The sequence below is a fragment of the Sphaerochaeta associata genome (assembly GCF_022869165.1).
Classification (GTDB): domain Bacteria; phylum Spirochaetota; class Spirochaetia; order Sphaerochaetales; family Sphaerochaetaceae; genus Sphaerochaeta; species Sphaerochaeta associata.
This window is the reverse complement of record NZ_CP094929.1, coordinates 2111910-2126296: the sequence shown is the minus strand read 5'-3', so window position 1 is coordinate 2126296 and position 14387 is coordinate 2111910. Positions and strand designations below refer to the sequence as shown.

The window sequence follows — 14387 nt, the reverse complement described above, 5'->3', positions numbered from 1 at the left end:
TTTCTCGCAAATGGGGAGAATCAGCCCAAAATCGCCGAGGGCGATATCGGCTGAAAGAGAGTATTTTCCTCCGTCCGGCCGAATTGAGCGGCTGCTTGGATGTACAACCGCAGCGTTTCTGCTGTTACGATAAAAAGATGCAGGGAGAAAACGATTTGAGCATTACACAATGACGCATAATGAATTTCTGTCACGATAATCTTGATTTTATGCAATTCTTCCGCCTATAGTATAGTAAGTTGTATTGTAATAGCGAGGAGATGAATATGGCACAGCAGAAACTTGCGCCCAAACCGTGGGATTTTCTGGACGAGTACCGCGGTACGGCTTTCCAAGGTCAATGGCCCACTATTGTGGAAATGTTTGAAATTTCGGTACGTCGCTATCCTGCTAATACATGCTTCACAGCCTTCGTTCCCAAGAAGGAATCATTCACGTACACCGAAGCGCATCAGCATGTAGTGAAGGTGGCCAACTACCTCGCTTCCAAAGGAGTGGGAAAGGATGTCAAGGTTGCAGTCTCGGGCAAGAACAGCCCCGAGTGGGCGATTGCCTATCTCGGCATCCTGTTCAGTGGAGCGATTGTGGTTCCCCTTGACAGTACCCTGAGCGATAAGGACATGATCAAGCTGATGGATTTTGCCGGGGTGAAGATCCTGTTCGCAGATCCTGAAAGGCTGGATAATTTCGATAGTGACAACAAGCTCGGCTTGACTGATACCATCAGCTTGGAGCCGACGAAAGAGTATCCATTTGTGCTGGACCTGGATGCGAAGGAAGTAAAACGTCACAAGGCTCAAAGCGAAGACACTGCTGCCATCCTGTTCACCAGCGGAACAACCGGCACTCCCAAGGGAGTCATGCTCAGCCATCGCAACATGGTGAGCGATTGCTACCTGGCCCAGGGCAACATGACCCTGTATCCCACCGATGTATTCTATGCCATTCTCCCCATCCACCATGCCTATACCATGATGGCTGTTTTCTTTGAGGCCATCAGCGTAGGAGCTTCCATTGTCTTTGGCAAGAAGCTGATCATCAGCCAGGTGCTCAAGGAATTGAAGGAAGGCGAGGTTACCATGTTCCTTGCCGTTCCCATGCTCTTCAACAAGATGATTGCAGCCTTGATGAACGGTGTACGGGAAAAGGATATTGTTCTGTATGGCATCATCCGTTTCCTGATGAGTGTTTCGGGATTGCTGAAGAAGGTTTTCAAGGTGAATGTAGGCAAGAAGATGTTCGGTTTCCTGCTCAAGAAACTTTCATTGGATAAGAACCGCATCTGTATCAGCGGCGGCGGTCCGCTGCCTGCCAGCACCTTCAAGATGTTCAACCAGCTGGGCATCGACTTCGTTCAGGGCTACGGCTTGACCGAAACCAGCCCGATCACCCATCTCAATCCGGTGGAGGCCTATATCGAGACTTCGGTCGGCAAGAAAGTACCTCAGGTTGAAGTGAAGATTGTAAATCCCGATAGTGATGGCAATGGTATCATTTATCTCAAGGGACCCATGGTCATGCAGGGGTACTACAATAATCCCGAGGCTACCGCAGAGGTGCTTGAGGATGGTTGGCTCAATACCGGTGATGTCGGACATCAGGACGCCCAGGGGTACCTGTACCTGACCGGGCGTGCAAAGAATATCATTGTCACCGACGGCGGTAAGAATGTATTCCCCGAGGAGATCGAGGACCACTTCCAGCTCTACAGTGAAATCGAGACCATCTGTGTCCTGGGCTATCTGACCGACAAGAAGACCAAGAGTGAAGGTATCCGTGCTCTGGTCTACCCGGCGCAGAAGTGGACCGACGAGATGGCAAAGCAGCATGGCGATCAGGCGAAGCAGAAGATTGAGGAACGCATCAACCAGATTGTCGCCGAGGTGAACAAGGAGCTGCAGTCCTATAAGAAGATCACCCGTGTAAATGTCATCGATGAACCGCTTGAAATGACGAGTACGAAAAAAGTAAAGCGCTTCGTAGTTGCACAAAAGTACAAGGACTAAGTATAGTATCAACTATGAACAGCAGTGTACGAAGTTTTCTGAAGGCACAGGCTCACACCCTCAAGCCGGTCGTCATGGTCGGCAAGAGTGGTTTGGAAGAGCGGGTGATAGCAGCCATGGACGAGGCCTTGGGCAGTCATGAGCTGGTCAAAGTGAAGTTTCAAGCCTTCAAGGATGAGATACGTCCCCTCGCAGAAGAGCTGGCGGTGAAGACCAAGAGTGAATTGGTCAGCATCATCGGCTTCATTGCAACCATGTATCGGGAGAGCGAGGACCATTTGATTCATATTCCCAAGGACTTGCTGAAAAAGGGCGAGTAGGGAAGGCTCAGGAACAATTATAAGGCATCAGGGCGAAAACTCTGGTGCCTTTGTTTTGCTCGCAATACAACGCAGGCCCGCCGTCCAACGGAGGCAGGGCCTGCATAGAGAAAATCCACCAGAAGGTGTATTCAATTCATAGCACACACGGTGGATTCTCACAATATATTTTGTTTATTCTCCACGATAACACGCAATGTCGAGCATATCGCACAGCTTTATCAATATGGGTCGTTTCTGCAGCAGCTTCTCTGCGTCCTCCTTCTTCCACAGCTGTTGGGCCAAAAGCATGAGACGGGGGAAGAGAAGGTACTCGGCCTGACGGGATGTGGTGACCTTCTCGGTCCATAAATTTCCCTGCGAGCCGAGCACATTTGCTCTGGTTTGCGCGTCCATGGAATCCGGTGTGCAGGAAAATCCGGCAACCTGCCTGAGGGTGCTCACCCCCAGGTTTCCCATCTCCTCCTCACTGTCCTGGTGCTTGTAGTCGAAATAACAGCCGGCGGTATTGGGACACATGATCACCTCATGGCCGCGCCTGCTTGCCTCAAGTCCTCCTTCGAGACCCCGCCATGACATGACTATCAGATCCTTGGGAAGGCCGAGCTGCTCGGTTCCTTCGAGCACCTCGTCCCAACCGATGGGGCGTTTGCCTGCTTTGTGTACCATCTCGCATACCTTGCTTGTCATCCAGCTTTGCAAGAACCGAGCATCGGTCAGACCCTGCTGTTTCATACGCGCTTGACAGCGGGGGCACTCCTCCCATGCCGTATGAGGGCACTCGTCACCGCCGATGTGAATGTATGGATCACTGAAGAGTTCGGCGATTTGGCTGATTGCATCCGAAAGAAAATCAATGACCTCATCGCTGCCGGCACACATGACCTCATCGAAAATGCCCCAGCGGTCCTGTGTTTCGTACGGACCGCCGGTGCATCCAAACTCAGGATAGGCTGCCAGCAATGCTGATGCATGGCCTGGAGTCTCGATCTCGGGAACCACCACTATATGACGCTTATGTGCATACTCCTGGACATCAAGGATTTCCTCTTTGCTGTACAACCTTCCGTATGTCCTGCCGTCGGAATAATTCAACTCTTTCCTCTTGCTGGCAATGCTCTCCAATTTGGGCCACCCGTCAAGAGGGATTCGCCAGCCTTGGTCGTCGGTGAGGTGCCAATGAAAGCGGTTGAGATGGAACAGGGAAGCAACGTCGATGAGTTTTTTCAAGAATTTCGGGGTGAACTGATGCCTGCTGCAGTCGATCATGAATCCTCGCCACACAAATTCCGGTTGGTCCTCTACCTTGCAACACGGCAGTTGATTACCCGAGAGCAGGGCTAATTTTCGAACGGTGCTCAAACCCCTGAAAGCTCCCTCGTCGGTGGAAGCCTTGATCACAATCTGAACTTTGCTGATGGTCAGGATGTACGCTTCCTGCTGCATGTCTGGTTGGTACTTGAAAAGTATATCCTCACCGCCCGCCTTGCAGCCGAAAAGTTCGAGGGCGAAGCGGTGCACCTCTTCAAATCCTTTCTCTGCTGCGATGGCGATGCGGGGATGAAGGCGGAAGCTGCCTTCCCTGTCCTCGATTCGAGTGGGTTGGGGAACGATGAGGTCGCTTGCTTTATAGCTATGATGTGTATGCATGGATTCTTGGTACCATGGCTTTGGCTGCAAGTCAAGTTCAAACGTTGTACAAACTGGTAAAGAGAATCTGCTTGACAGGAGCTTTGGCCGATGGTAGGCTTTGTTTGTACAGAGAGCGAACAAACTATTTGAAGTGTTTTTCGCAACCACCTAGGTCTTAGACCAAGTATACCGAGGCTTATGAGAATCAACAACAACAATTTCCAAAAGAATGCTAACACCTCATTGGTTGCTCAGCTCATCTGGAAGAGTCCAGGAATCAGCAGGGTCGACATCGCGCGTGAGTTGAACCTCTATCGTTCGACGGTGACCAACATCATTTCCGCCCTCATCGACGATGAAGTCGTCTATGAAGGGGAGGAAGGAAGCGGTATGAGCCGTGGCGGACGCAAGCCTATCATCCTCAGGCTCAATGAGAAATTCGGGTGTGTGGTCGGATTTGACATCCAGCCGTCCCATTACCGTGCCGTCATCCTCGACATTACCGGCAGCCTCTTGTTTCAAGACAAGGGAAAACTCCCCGAGGTGGATTTCGATGGTATCATCACCTACTTGATGGATATTGTCCTGAAGCAGATCGACAAGCTCGGCATTCCTCTTCTGGCAGTAGTGGCGGGCATTCCCGGTATTGTTGATGCTGAGAACGGGATGATCATCTATGCTGAACCGTTCGACCTCAGGAACTACGATTTCTACTCCTTTTTTACGAAGAATTATGATGTATTGGTCTTTGTTGAGAATGACGCCAACTGTACTGCGTGGCTGGAGATGACCATAAACCGAAATGTTAACCTGGGTGATTTCATGTGCATGATAGCCGACTACCATGAAGGAAGCTATCAATTCGGCGATCGTGCCGGTATCGGTGTTGGACTCGGCCTCTCGATCGGTGGCAAGGTGTATCATGGATCCCACCACAGCAGCGGTGAAATTTGCACCTTGAGCTGGCGCGGCCACAACATCGGGCAGACAGGTTTGCCCGAGGACCTGTTGATCCGCTCGGTTTCCGATGAGCAGGCATGGAAAGTCTGGATGATCGACCTTTTCAGTTCTCTTGTACCTGTTCTCTCGGTCTTCGATCCCAGGGTGTTCTTTATTCACGGCAAACCTTTCTCGGATGAACAGAAGATCCGGGACTTGCTCTGTGATTCCTGCCCGCAGTTCCTGGATGTCTTGAAGAAGGTCAACTGCAAGCTCATTTTCGATACCCAGGATGAGTCTGTGGTTGCAAAAGGAGCTGCCATGATGTTTTTGCAAAAGTTGTTTGCAGTTCCCGAGCTTTCCGAGATTGAAAGTCGTACTCATTTTGATTGGGAGGATGTGATCGCTCAAGCGTATCCCATGAAAAAAACGTATAGAAAACCACGTTTGGAGGTTAGGAATGCCTAAAGTGCATACGCTTGCTGACGCGAAAAAGGAGCAGAGGAGAGCGTATTGGACCCTCGTTCTCCCCGGCTTTTTGGTGTATATCTCGGTCATGGCTTTTCCTACCATATTTTCCGTTATTCTCAGTCTGACCGACTACAATGGAGGCAGGCTCTTCGGTGGAAAGCCTGTCTCGATCGTTGGTTTCAAATGGTACGGCCGGCTGTTTGTGGATGAATATTTCTACCTTGCTTTGAAGAATAATCTTTGGATTGTCTGTGTTTCCGTTTTCGGCCAGATTCCCCTGGGCTTTTTTCTTGCCTATGTGTTGCATCGGGGTCTGGTGAGGAAGGGGGATTTCTTTCAGACGATGATCTACCTTCCCACTGTTATTTCCACCGTCGTCATCGGTATTTTGTGGAAGTCTTTCTTCGCCCCGTATGGAGCCTTTCCCGAGTTGGTACGGCTGTTCAACCCCGGCTATGAGTTTGGGATCAGCAGCAATCCCCTCCTTCCCGTGCTTTTTGTAATTCTTTGGATGTACACCGGCATGTATATGATCATATTCATCGCCAATCTGCAGAAGATCGACAGCGCAGTCATCGAGGCTGCTCGCATCGACGGGGCTTCCGAGGGGCAGACGTTGCGCTACATCATCCTTCCGGCCCTATCGGGGGTACTGGTCGTATCGGCGATCCTTGCCATCAGCGGGTCGCTGAAGAGCTTCGACCTGATCTATGTCATGACCGGCGGGGGACCGGCGAACCGGACCACCGTCCTCTCCATTTATATGTTCGACAAGGCTTTCAAGGGCGCTCCGAACTATCCGTTGGCCAATGCAATCAGTACGGTCATGGTGATCATCAGCTTCTCCCTCATCGGTCTTACCAAGTGGGTGGAACACAAATTTGGTGGGAAGGAGTAGGGTATGAACGATATCAAGGATACGAAATCAGTTGGTGCAAAAATCAATATGGTTTTTACCTACGCAGTAATGATTTTCTTCACGGTGATGGCGATCTACCCACTGCTGTGGTTGGTCATGAACTCCTTTAAGACCACCACCGAGTTTCAGATGAACAAGTTGGGTTTCCCCAAGGACTGGGTGCTGGTCAACTACAAGGATGCCTGGATTCGCGGTAAGTTTCCCCGCTTGATCCTCAATAGCTTCATCTACACCGGCATCACGATGGTTGCAACCTTGGTGTTCTCCTTCATGGCCGGGTTTGCGTTTGCCAAGATTCCCAACCGTGCAACCAAATTCCTTCACGGCTCGTTTGTCATCGGGCTGCTGCTGACACTGCAGTCGATCATGGTGCCTCTCTTTCTCATCATCAATTGGGTGGGGTTGTACAATACAACCCTGGGCGTCCTGATTCCGTACATCGGAATCGCCATGCCGATGGGCATTTATCTTGGTACGGAGTTCATCAAATCGATTCCCGATGCGTTGGTCGAATCGGCAAGAATCGACGGGGCGACCTATCTGAAAATATTCATTTCCATTATCGTTCCCATGGCGGCACCCGTTGCGGTTACCGTCGCCATCATGACGGTGACCGGGACGTGGAATGAGTTCATGCTGATCAATATTTTGACCAGCAGCGATGCATTGAAGAGCCTTCCTGTTGGTGTCCAAAAGTTTGCAGGGGCGCTCTCAAGTGACTTTGGAAAACAGTTTGCAGCCTTGGTCATCGGTCTGGTCCCCATGCTTGTTTTCTACTTGACCTTCCGAAAAGAGATAACCAAGGGAGTTGCCGCAGGAGCGGTGAAGGGCTGACAAAGGAATTTGTTTGACAGCCTATGTTGGGCATGGTAGCATTAGTTTGTACAAAGTATGAACTAATGAATTTTGGTACTTCACCCTGTATGGGGTGGTGGAATAGAGAAAGCGTGAGGATGCTTCCAAACGCAGGTAGAGTAGGTCATTAGGAGGTAGAAATGACTGGATTCAAGAGAGTTTCCGTATTGGCTCTTGCATTACTGATGGTCGTGACATCGGTATTTGCACAGGGAACGAAGGAAGATGCAGCAGCAGGCAAGCAGATTGAGCTGACCGTGCTGAACTACATCGACATGTCTGAACCAAACAGCGCAAATGACATTACGATGGTTTGGGACAAGTTCGAAGCTGAGAACCCTGATATCAAGATCGTTCGTGAGGATCTGTTCAACGAACCCTTCCATCAGAAGACCGAAGCGTATGTTGCCAGCGGTCAGGTGCCCGATGTACTGTACATGTGGCCCAGTGGGCGTTCGACCAGCCTGCACACCACCAGGAGTGTGAAGGATCTCAAGCCCTTCCTCGAGAAGGACGGCCTGTTCGACCAGTACAATCCCGCAACGGTTGCTCCGCAGTTCGCCGGCTACCTAGCCATGCTGCCCAACGGTGTTACCACAACGCACATGCTCTATGTCAACACCAAGGTGCTTCGCGACAACGGTCTTGCCATGCCCAAGAGTTATGCTGACATGAAGGCAATGGTTGCCCCTCTGAAGGCAAAGGGCATCGACTTGATCGCCATGGACAACATGGACGCTTGGGTAATGCAGAGCTGTCTCTTCTCCATGGTAGTCGGTCGCTTCGGCGGCGTCGACTGGTACGACAGACTTGCTGCCGGCAAGATTTCCTTCACCGATGAATGGTTCGTCAAATCTCTTGCCTTGATCGAGGACATGTACAAGTCCGGTATGATCAACCGCAACAGCCTGACCAGCCCCTACGGTTCATCCCGTGGTAGTTTTGCTACAGGCAAGGCTGCGTTCTACATCGACGGTGACTGGTCCACCGGTGCATTCCAGACCGATATCACCACCGGCAAGGCTATGATCAGCCCCGCATTGCAGCAGAGTGATTTCGAGTTGATGGTTATTCCCAATCTTCCCGGTGAAGTCATCCATAACTCCAACAGCGGTGTCATGGGAACCGGCTGGGGCATGAGTGCCAACATTCCCGCCGGCTCCGCCAAGGAAGAGGCTGCCTGGAGATTGATCAAGTACCTGCAGGGCGAGTATGTACAGACCTACCGCCTCTCAACCGGTGCTTCCTTCCCCTCCAACCTCAACGTTGATGTTGAAAAAGTCGTAAAAGAGAAGAATCTTGAGCCGTTCATTGCCAAGAGAGCTGCCTATTACGCCGCGCATACCCCGATCACCCCGGTTGTTGACGGTGTTCTGCACAGCGATGTGTACAACGTAATCAACGTAGGGCTGCAGGAAATCGGTCTTGGCTCAAAGACTCCGATGCAGGTGGCTGCTGAAGTCCAGAAAGCTTGGGATACCTGGAAGAAGAATCAGTAACTGTTTGTTTTGATTGCAAGGCAGGAAGGTTGTAATGGCCTTCCTGCTTTTTATCCGCCGAGTAAGGAAACATTTTTTCTTAGTTTTATACGTCTCAAAGTTCGCACATGCCTAAGCAGCTAGATCCAGACAGGTTTTCAGCCTCTCAGGCAGTTGCTTGAGGAATTTGTTCATCGCTTCATTGAGCTTTCCCGGTGGCATGGCATATTCAGAAGCGAGGGTCTCGACGAACAATGTCAACACCAGTTCAATGGCATGAAAGAGAGCAGTATCTTGGACCTCTTCCAGGAGTTGGTAGAACAGTTCACCGAAACCTATTTCATCAGAGTTCTGGCGGTTCAGCCAGGAGAGCATCGCATATTGGAACATGACTATGGCGGTGCTGGCATGGATTTCTGAATAATCCAGCGATTGGGTGCTCTTTTGCAGGCGCAGGAATGACTTGCAGGTATGGAACATTGTTTCTATCCCCCATCGGCTGCAGTAATATTCAACTATCTGGTCCTCTGACAGGCTGTTGTCTGTGCAGAGAATCGCCAGGTATTCACTCTTCTTGTTCCTGTTCCTGACGAACACGATTTTCGATTCTTGGTTGGGTTTCTCATCCTTGTTGATCAGTGAGATGGCAGCGGAGAACAGGAATTTCCTGCCTTTCGAGTCGTCATTTCCGGCCTTTCGGTCCAGTTTGCGCTGGAGCCTCTCCTCCTTGGCGCACATGCGGAAAATCTGGCTGAGCTTTCTCCTTTCTCCCTTGTAGAGATAATAGGTGGAGGAGTTTTTCAGCATGCAGATCACCTCGTATCCCTTGTCTCTGATGGCGAAGATGGTGACGGGGTTGGCGAACCACTTGTCGCACAGCAGGTACCGGGCCTGGAGATTCGCCGCTGCAGCGACATCCAGAAGGTCCAGCAGCGTGTCGTTCATCTTCTGTTTTGCCAGCTTGCGTATCTTGAAGCCAAAGGTTTCCTTTTCTTTGGCGGTAAGCCCTTTGGATCCCCTGAGCACCTTCGTATCGTCGCATGTGCTCATATTGCAAAAAGATACGGGAAGGACCGATACGCCATCGGTCCAGGCAAGGGTAAGCATCCTGAATCCCTTGTAGTAGCGTTTGAGGGCATGGTCCCAGTTCTTGGCGCTCAGCTCCACCTTCTTGGACCTGTTGCGACAGTAGCTGCTGTCATCGGCCACCAGGAAAAAAGGCTTTTGCACTCCCTTGCAATCGTTGCGGCATATCGGGCGGAAATCCTTGTCGATGATCTCTTTGGCCAGCAGGGAAAGGAACCGGTTCCAGTCCATCTTCATGGATTGGAGGAACCGATGGCATGTATCCTTTTTCACCATGTTCCCGTACTTGCGGGTTTTTTGATCCCTGTTCATGGATATTCCACAGAACAGCAGGGTAGACAGGTAGGAGAAGACCTTCCGGACTTCTATGCCCTTTTGTTTGTGTGCACCACAATGGCGAAGGATGGCTCCGACTTTAAATCTCTGGGAAAAAACACTGACTTGACTTGTAATGGCATCGGTATTGTTGGTAAAATCCCTCAACATGTTAGGCATAAGCTCCTTGTCTTGTATAGGTTTATAGTACATCCATTATACGAGATATTCGAGCTTATGTCTATATATTATATGTAATTATTAATTAATCTCCAAATTTTTCCTTTGCTTTTCATCCAAAATTCTAGGGCCTAGCAGTATGCGAACTTTGAGTTATACGTGTTAAAACAAACACCTGCAAGTTGCCCGACAGGTGTTTTGCTTTTATTTGCTGCTGCCGTACAAATCATACACCTTCAACTTCTCCTTGAACTGCTTGAGTGTCACCTTCTCATGGGTCTTGAAGAAGACCACCTTCTGCGCAGTAGGCCGGATGGCAAAGAGGTTGTCGCTGAACACACCCTTCAAGTCCTGCGCATCGAGGGCTACTTCGAAAGCAGGGTAGGTGCAGCTGACTGTAACGGCAAAGCCTCCGCTTGCCTTCTCGACCTGCATCTGCAGCTGGGGGTCGACAAGCTCGCAGGCTTTCGGCTTGTCCAGAAGCAGGCAGTTCTCCATGTACAGGTCGTCGCTTTTGAGCTTGAGATAGATGAAGGTTTTGTTTCGGTCCAGCTTGGGCTTCTTCTTCAAATCGATGGTGCACATGTGGGTGCTGCTCTTTGCTTCGATGGTAAGACGATACTCCTGCTTGCCGAGTTTCTGTGCATCAAAGGTGCTGAACTTCACCGAGAGTTTGGCATCCTCTATGGCCTTCGGCCCATCGTTGACGATGTAGACCTCGACCTTGCCGTCTTCCTTCTGATAGGCGATCGGAAGGGCGGGTGCATAGAAGCGCTTTGCTGCATAGTGAAGCAGTTTCCACTTTCCGGTATAGTCGATGGACGACCAGGAGGCCACCGGCCAGTTGTCATTGAGTTGCCAGAACAACGTTCCCATGCAATGGGGCATGGTGGTTCTCCAGTATTCAATAGCCATCTTCATCGCGACAGCCTGCTGCACCTGGCTGAGGTAGAGCATCTGCTCGAAGCTGGAGGGGAAACGGTAGTAGCGGCTGAAGTTCTCGATGATGATCGAGTTTCCCCGTGGATTCTTCTGATGGTGTTCCATCTCGACGCTGGTCAGGTTCCACATCGATGGTTGGGCATAGGTCGCGACGGTGGACAGCGAGGGGAAACTCTGGTAGCCGAACTCACTGACGAACCGGGGCTTAATCGAGTAGTACTCTTCAAAGCTTCTGCCCTCGTGCCAGACCGACCAGAAGTGCATATCCCCGCGCTTGTCGCTGTGCCAGTTGTCCGAGAAATCCCCTTCTCCGGCCGAGGGACTGCTTGGCCACCAAGTGCGGCCGGGATCGAGTTCCTTGATGACCTTGCCGACGACTCCTTCGTTGAGCCGGTCGTAATCGATGACATAGCGGTCGCGGTTCTTGGCCGACTCCTCGTACCAGCTGATGGCTCCCAAATCCTCATTGTTTCCGCACCACAGGGCAAGGCTGGGGTGATCGTGCAGACGAGGCACCTGATACCGTAGCTCCGCTTCAACGCTCGCAAGGAAGGCCCGATCGGAAGGGTACATGGAGCAGCTGAACATGCAGTCCTGCCACAGCAGGATGCCCTTCTCGTCACACAGCTCGTAGAAATCCTCTTTCTCATACAACCCGCCGCCCCAGACGCGGAGCATGTTCATATTCGCATCCATGACATACTGGAGCAGTTGTTCGTAGCGTTCTCTGGTCAGTCTTCCCATGAACGCATCAAGGGGGATCCAATTGGCTCCCTTGGCGAAGATATCCCTTCCGTTGACCGAGAACACCATGCCTTTTCCACCCTCGGCATCCTCCTCCGTCTTGACCTCAAGCGTCCTGAAGCCGATGCGTTTGGTCACCTTCTGAGCTCCTATGGCCAGCTCCAGCTGATAGAGTACCGCTTTGCCTTCTCCATTGGGCCACCATCGGTGCACCTTGTTGCACACTAAATGAAAGGTGATTTTATTCAGGCCGACCTTGGTTTCTACACTTCCCTGCTGTGTTGCGCCGGCACAGTCTGCAGTGCACTGAAGGTTCTGCACACGCCGGGCATTGAAAACCACTTCGACAATAAGGTCCCAGCTGTCATCAGGACGAGATTTTGTGTCGCATGTGACGCTCTCGATAAGACCTTCGTCGACGAACGCGAGTTGAATCGGTTCGTAAATGCCGAAACTCAATATGCAGGGACCCCAATCCCAGCCGCTGTGGCATTGGGTTTTTCGAACCAGGTTCCGATGTTTTGCAGAAACCGGATAAACCGAGTAAGGAATCGGGTAGGGAAGCTTCTCAGCAAGCGCTATGGCATGTGACTCTGCACTGGTGAAGACCAGCTTGATGGTGTTTTGTCCGCTTGTCAGCGCCTCGCTGACATCAAAGCGCCATCGTCTGAACTGGTTGTCGCAAAACCCGACCTGCCTGTCGTTCACCCACACACTGATGATGGTGTCGGCCATGGTAAGGGTGAGAACCGCCATCGTATCCGAGAGTGCCTGCTCCGGTACCTCGAAGGTTCTCTCAAGCACCCAATCACTGCGGCCGACCCACTGAATCTGCAGTTCCTGTGTTCCTACATAGGGATCGTTGATGACACCGCTTTCCAATAAGGCGGAGTGAATATCGCCCGGAAGGGTGCAGGGTATGTGCGGATGAGTGTGAAAATATTTGGTAAAAGGAGCAATGGTCTCTTGCGAAAGAGGAGAGAGATTCCAGACTCCGTTGATATCGAGTGTAAGCATGAAGGCGCCTCCGATTGCAGAGTATACCACACAGAAAGCAGCCTGCGTCGAAAAAGCTTGTGACCGACGGTACTGCAACCTATACTTGTGCCATGAGGGGAAAGCCGGAATCGAACGATCCTGTCTCACAACATGAGATACTCGGTATGCAAAGAAAGTCTCACATTCTCATGGCTTTTCTGCAAGCCCTTCTCATTACCATCGTTCTATTGCTGATAACCTTTACGCTCTACCAAGGGTGGCGCGAGCGGCTTGTGGAAAAGGGAAGGCAGGCAGGGCGGACCGAACTGCTGGGAATACGGAAAAATCTCTTTTTGCTGATGGGAAACCAGGAGATGTTCACCGCCTTGTTCGGCCAGAGACTGGAAGAAAGCCTTGCCGCGGGCTTTGATGTGAGCCTGGCCGAGGTTTCCTCGTATCTGGATTACCTGGAGCAGATCCACCCTTCCTTTGCCTTTGCAACAATTGCAAGGGAGAATGTGGTTGTCGATACCTACCCGAAACAGGTCCTGCATGAGGTTGGATTCGATTTGAGGACCCTGGCACAGTATGAGGATCACATCGGCTATACTTTGCAGGTACAGCAAGTCACTCTTGACGGACCACTCGATGCAGGGGATGACACTTCCTATCTGGTAAGCAGATACGCCTTGCATGACAACAACGGCGTCTGGGGTTTGTTGACCCTGCATTTCAATTTCCGCCAGATACTGTTGGAGGCGGGAGTCGAGGATGTGCGTGAAGGGTATACATTGTTTTTCACCTTTGTCCACGGATCTGACGAGCAACACTTCGATTGGGGTGAAGCAGCAACGACCAAAGCGGAAGCGGTAGTCATGGATCTCTCCTACTCCCTGCTTCAATGGCGGATGCAGATCGCCCCGCAAGGGTCATGGATTGAATTTTCCATCCCGCTTCTATTGTATGGAATCGTCGGAAGTTTTGTATCTCTGGGTGTCGGGGTTTTTGTGTATCTCAACCAGATCAAGTTCCAGATGATCAAGACCCGTTCACGCACCGACAGCCTTACCGGTCTGCTCAACCGAAGGGAGTTTGAAAAGCTGCTTCACCAGACCTGCAAGGAGGAGCAAGCCTTCGCCGTTGCCTTGATCGATATCGACAACTTCAAGGAAATCAACGATACCTATGGACACCTGAACGGGGATAAGGCCCTGCTTTCGTTGGTCGAAAGCCTCAAGAAGCATATCCGCATGAGTGATGGCATTGCACGATTCGGCGGCGATGAATTCATCATCCTCTTTCACGATTGCACCAATGCAGAATTCTGCAGAAGGCTGTTCCAAGCCATTCGCCATACCCGTGTCGAACTTGAGGGAATACAAGTCGAAGTGGCGATCAGCATGGGCGTCGCCCTATCAGAAGAGGGAAAGCAGGTGGATGCACTGATAGAAACTGCCGATCGCAGGCTCTATCGGGCCAAGCTGGAAGGCAAGGGGCGGATATGTACCACCGGGTGAGAAAT

Annotated in this window: 10 protein-coding genes; 7 read left to right on the top strand and 3 right to left on the bottom strand. The window is 51.2% G+C overall.

Going from position 1 to position 14387, the window contains the following annotated elements; translation table 11 throughout:
- The first annotated feature begins 266 nt into the window (after positions 1-266).
- Complete coding sequence (locus tag MUG09_RS09840) at positions 267-2006, top strand: AMP-dependent synthetase/ligase (RefSeq protein WP_244771252.1); 1740 nt, start codon at positions 267-269, stop codon at positions 2004-2006.
- A 14-nt stretch (positions 2007-2020) separates the two neighbouring features.
- Positions 2021-2326, top strand: coding sequence for a YhbY family RNA-binding protein (locus MUG09_RS09835; RefSeq protein WP_244771251.1), 306 nt, complete (start codon positions 2021-2023; stop codon positions 2324-2326).
- 174 nt (positions 2327-2500) lie between these two features.
- Here the strand turns inward: MUG09_RS09835 and MUG09_RS09830 are convergent, their stop codons facing one another.
- Positions 2501-3976 (bottom strand): beta-N-acetylhexosaminidase, encoded by a 1476-nt coding sequence (locus tag MUG09_RS09830; protein WP_244771250.1) that lies wholly within the window; start codon positions 3974-3976, stop codon positions 2501-2503.
- Between the two features lie 180 nt (positions 3977-4156).
- Between MUG09_RS09830 and MUG09_RS09825 the strand changes: the two genes are divergently transcribed.
- The 4 genes from MUG09_RS09825 to MUG09_RS09810 all read left to right on the top strand — a co-directional run bounded on the left by MUG09_RS09825 (position 4157) and on the right by MUG09_RS09810 (position 8641).
- Entirely contained in the window at positions 4157-5365 is a 1209-nt protein-coding gene (locus tag MUG09_RS09825; protein WP_244771249.1) for an ROK family transcriptional regulator, read from the top strand.
- Complete coding sequence (locus MUG09_RS09820) at positions 5358-6266, top strand: carbohydrate ABC transporter permease (protein ID WP_244771248.1); 909 nt, start codon at positions 5358-5360, stop codon at positions 6264-6266. The genes MUG09_RS09825 and MUG09_RS09820 overlap by 8 nt, the downstream gene beginning before the upstream one ends.
- A 3-nt stretch (positions 6267-6269) precedes the next feature.
- The gene (locus MUG09_RS09815) at positions 6270-7121 is read left to right on the top strand and encodes a carbohydrate ABC transporter permease (RefSeq protein WP_244771247.1); all 852 of its coding nucleotides are present in this window, start codon (positions 6270-6272) and stop codon (positions 7119-7121) included.
- A gap of 161 nt (positions 7122-7282) precedes the next feature.
- The gene (locus MUG09_RS09810) at positions 7283-8641 is read left to right on the top strand and encodes an ABC transporter substrate-binding protein (protein WP_244771246.1); all 1359 of its coding nucleotides are present in this window, start codon (positions 7283-7285) and stop codon (positions 8639-8641) included.
- A gap of 111 nt (positions 8642-8752) precedes the next feature.
- Here MUG09_RS09810 and MUG09_RS09805 read toward each other — a convergent pair whose 3' ends face one another.
- Positions 8753-10192 (bottom strand): IS4 family transposase, encoded by a 1440-nt coding sequence (locus MUG09_RS09805; RefSeq protein ID WP_244771245.1) that lies wholly within the window; start codon positions 10190-10192, stop codon positions 8753-8755.
- Positions 10193-10405: 213 nt separating this feature from the next.
- On the bottom strand, positions 10406-12904 hold the full coding sequence (locus tag MUG09_RS09800; RefSeq protein WP_244771244.1) for a beta-mannosidase: 2499 nt from the start codon (positions 12902-12904) through the stop codon (positions 10406-10408).
- 92 nt (positions 12905-12996) lie between these two features.
- On the opposite strand from MUG09_RS09800, the gene MUG09_RS09795 reads away from it, so the two are divergent.
- Complete coding sequence (locus MUG09_RS09795) at positions 12997-14382, top strand: GGDEF domain-containing protein (RefSeq protein ID WP_244771243.1); 1386 nt, start codon at positions 12997-12999, stop codon at positions 14380-14382.
- The last annotated feature ends 5 nt before the right edge of the window (positions 14383-14387 follow it).

Bases quoted from the DNA above. Each gene is read 5' to 3' on its own strand.
- MUG09_RS09840 (WP_244771252.1), top strand. From the start codon at position 267: ATGGCACAGCAGAAACTTGCGCCCAAACCGTGGGATTTTCTGGACGAG.
- MUG09_RS09835 (WP_244771251.1), top strand. From the start codon at position 2,021: ATGAACAGCAGTGTACGAAGTTTTCTGAAGGCACAGGCTCACACCCTC.
- MUG09_RS09830 (WP_244771250.1), bottom strand. From the start codon at position 3,976: ATGCATACACATCATAGCTATAAAGCAAGCGACCTCATCGTTCCCCAA.
- MUG09_RS09825 (WP_244771249.1), top strand. From the start codon at position 4,157: ATGAGAATCAACAACAACAATTTCCAAAAGAATGCTAACACCTCATTG.
- MUG09_RS09820 (WP_244771248.1), top strand. From the start codon at position 5,358: ATGCCTAAAGTGCATACGCTTGCTGACGCGAAAAAGGAGCAGAGGAGA.
- MUG09_RS09815 (WP_244771247.1), top strand. From the start codon at position 6,270: ATGAACGATATCAAGGATACGAAATCAGTTGGTGCAAAAATCAATATG.
- MUG09_RS09810 (WP_244771246.1), top strand. From the start codon at position 7,283: ATGACTGGATTCAAGAGAGTTTCCGTATTGGCTCTTGCATTACTGATG.
- MUG09_RS09805 (WP_244771245.1), bottom strand. From the start codon at position 10,192: ATGTTGAGGGATTTTACCAACAATACCGATGCCATTACAAGTCAAGTC.
- MUG09_RS09800 (WP_244771244.1), bottom strand. From the start codon at position 12,904: ATGCTTACACTCGATATCAACGGAGTCTGGAATCTCTCTCCTCTTTCG.
- MUG09_RS09795 (WP_244771243.1), top strand. From the start codon at position 12,997: ATGAGGGGAAAGCCGGAATCGAACGATCCTGTCTCACAACATGAGATA.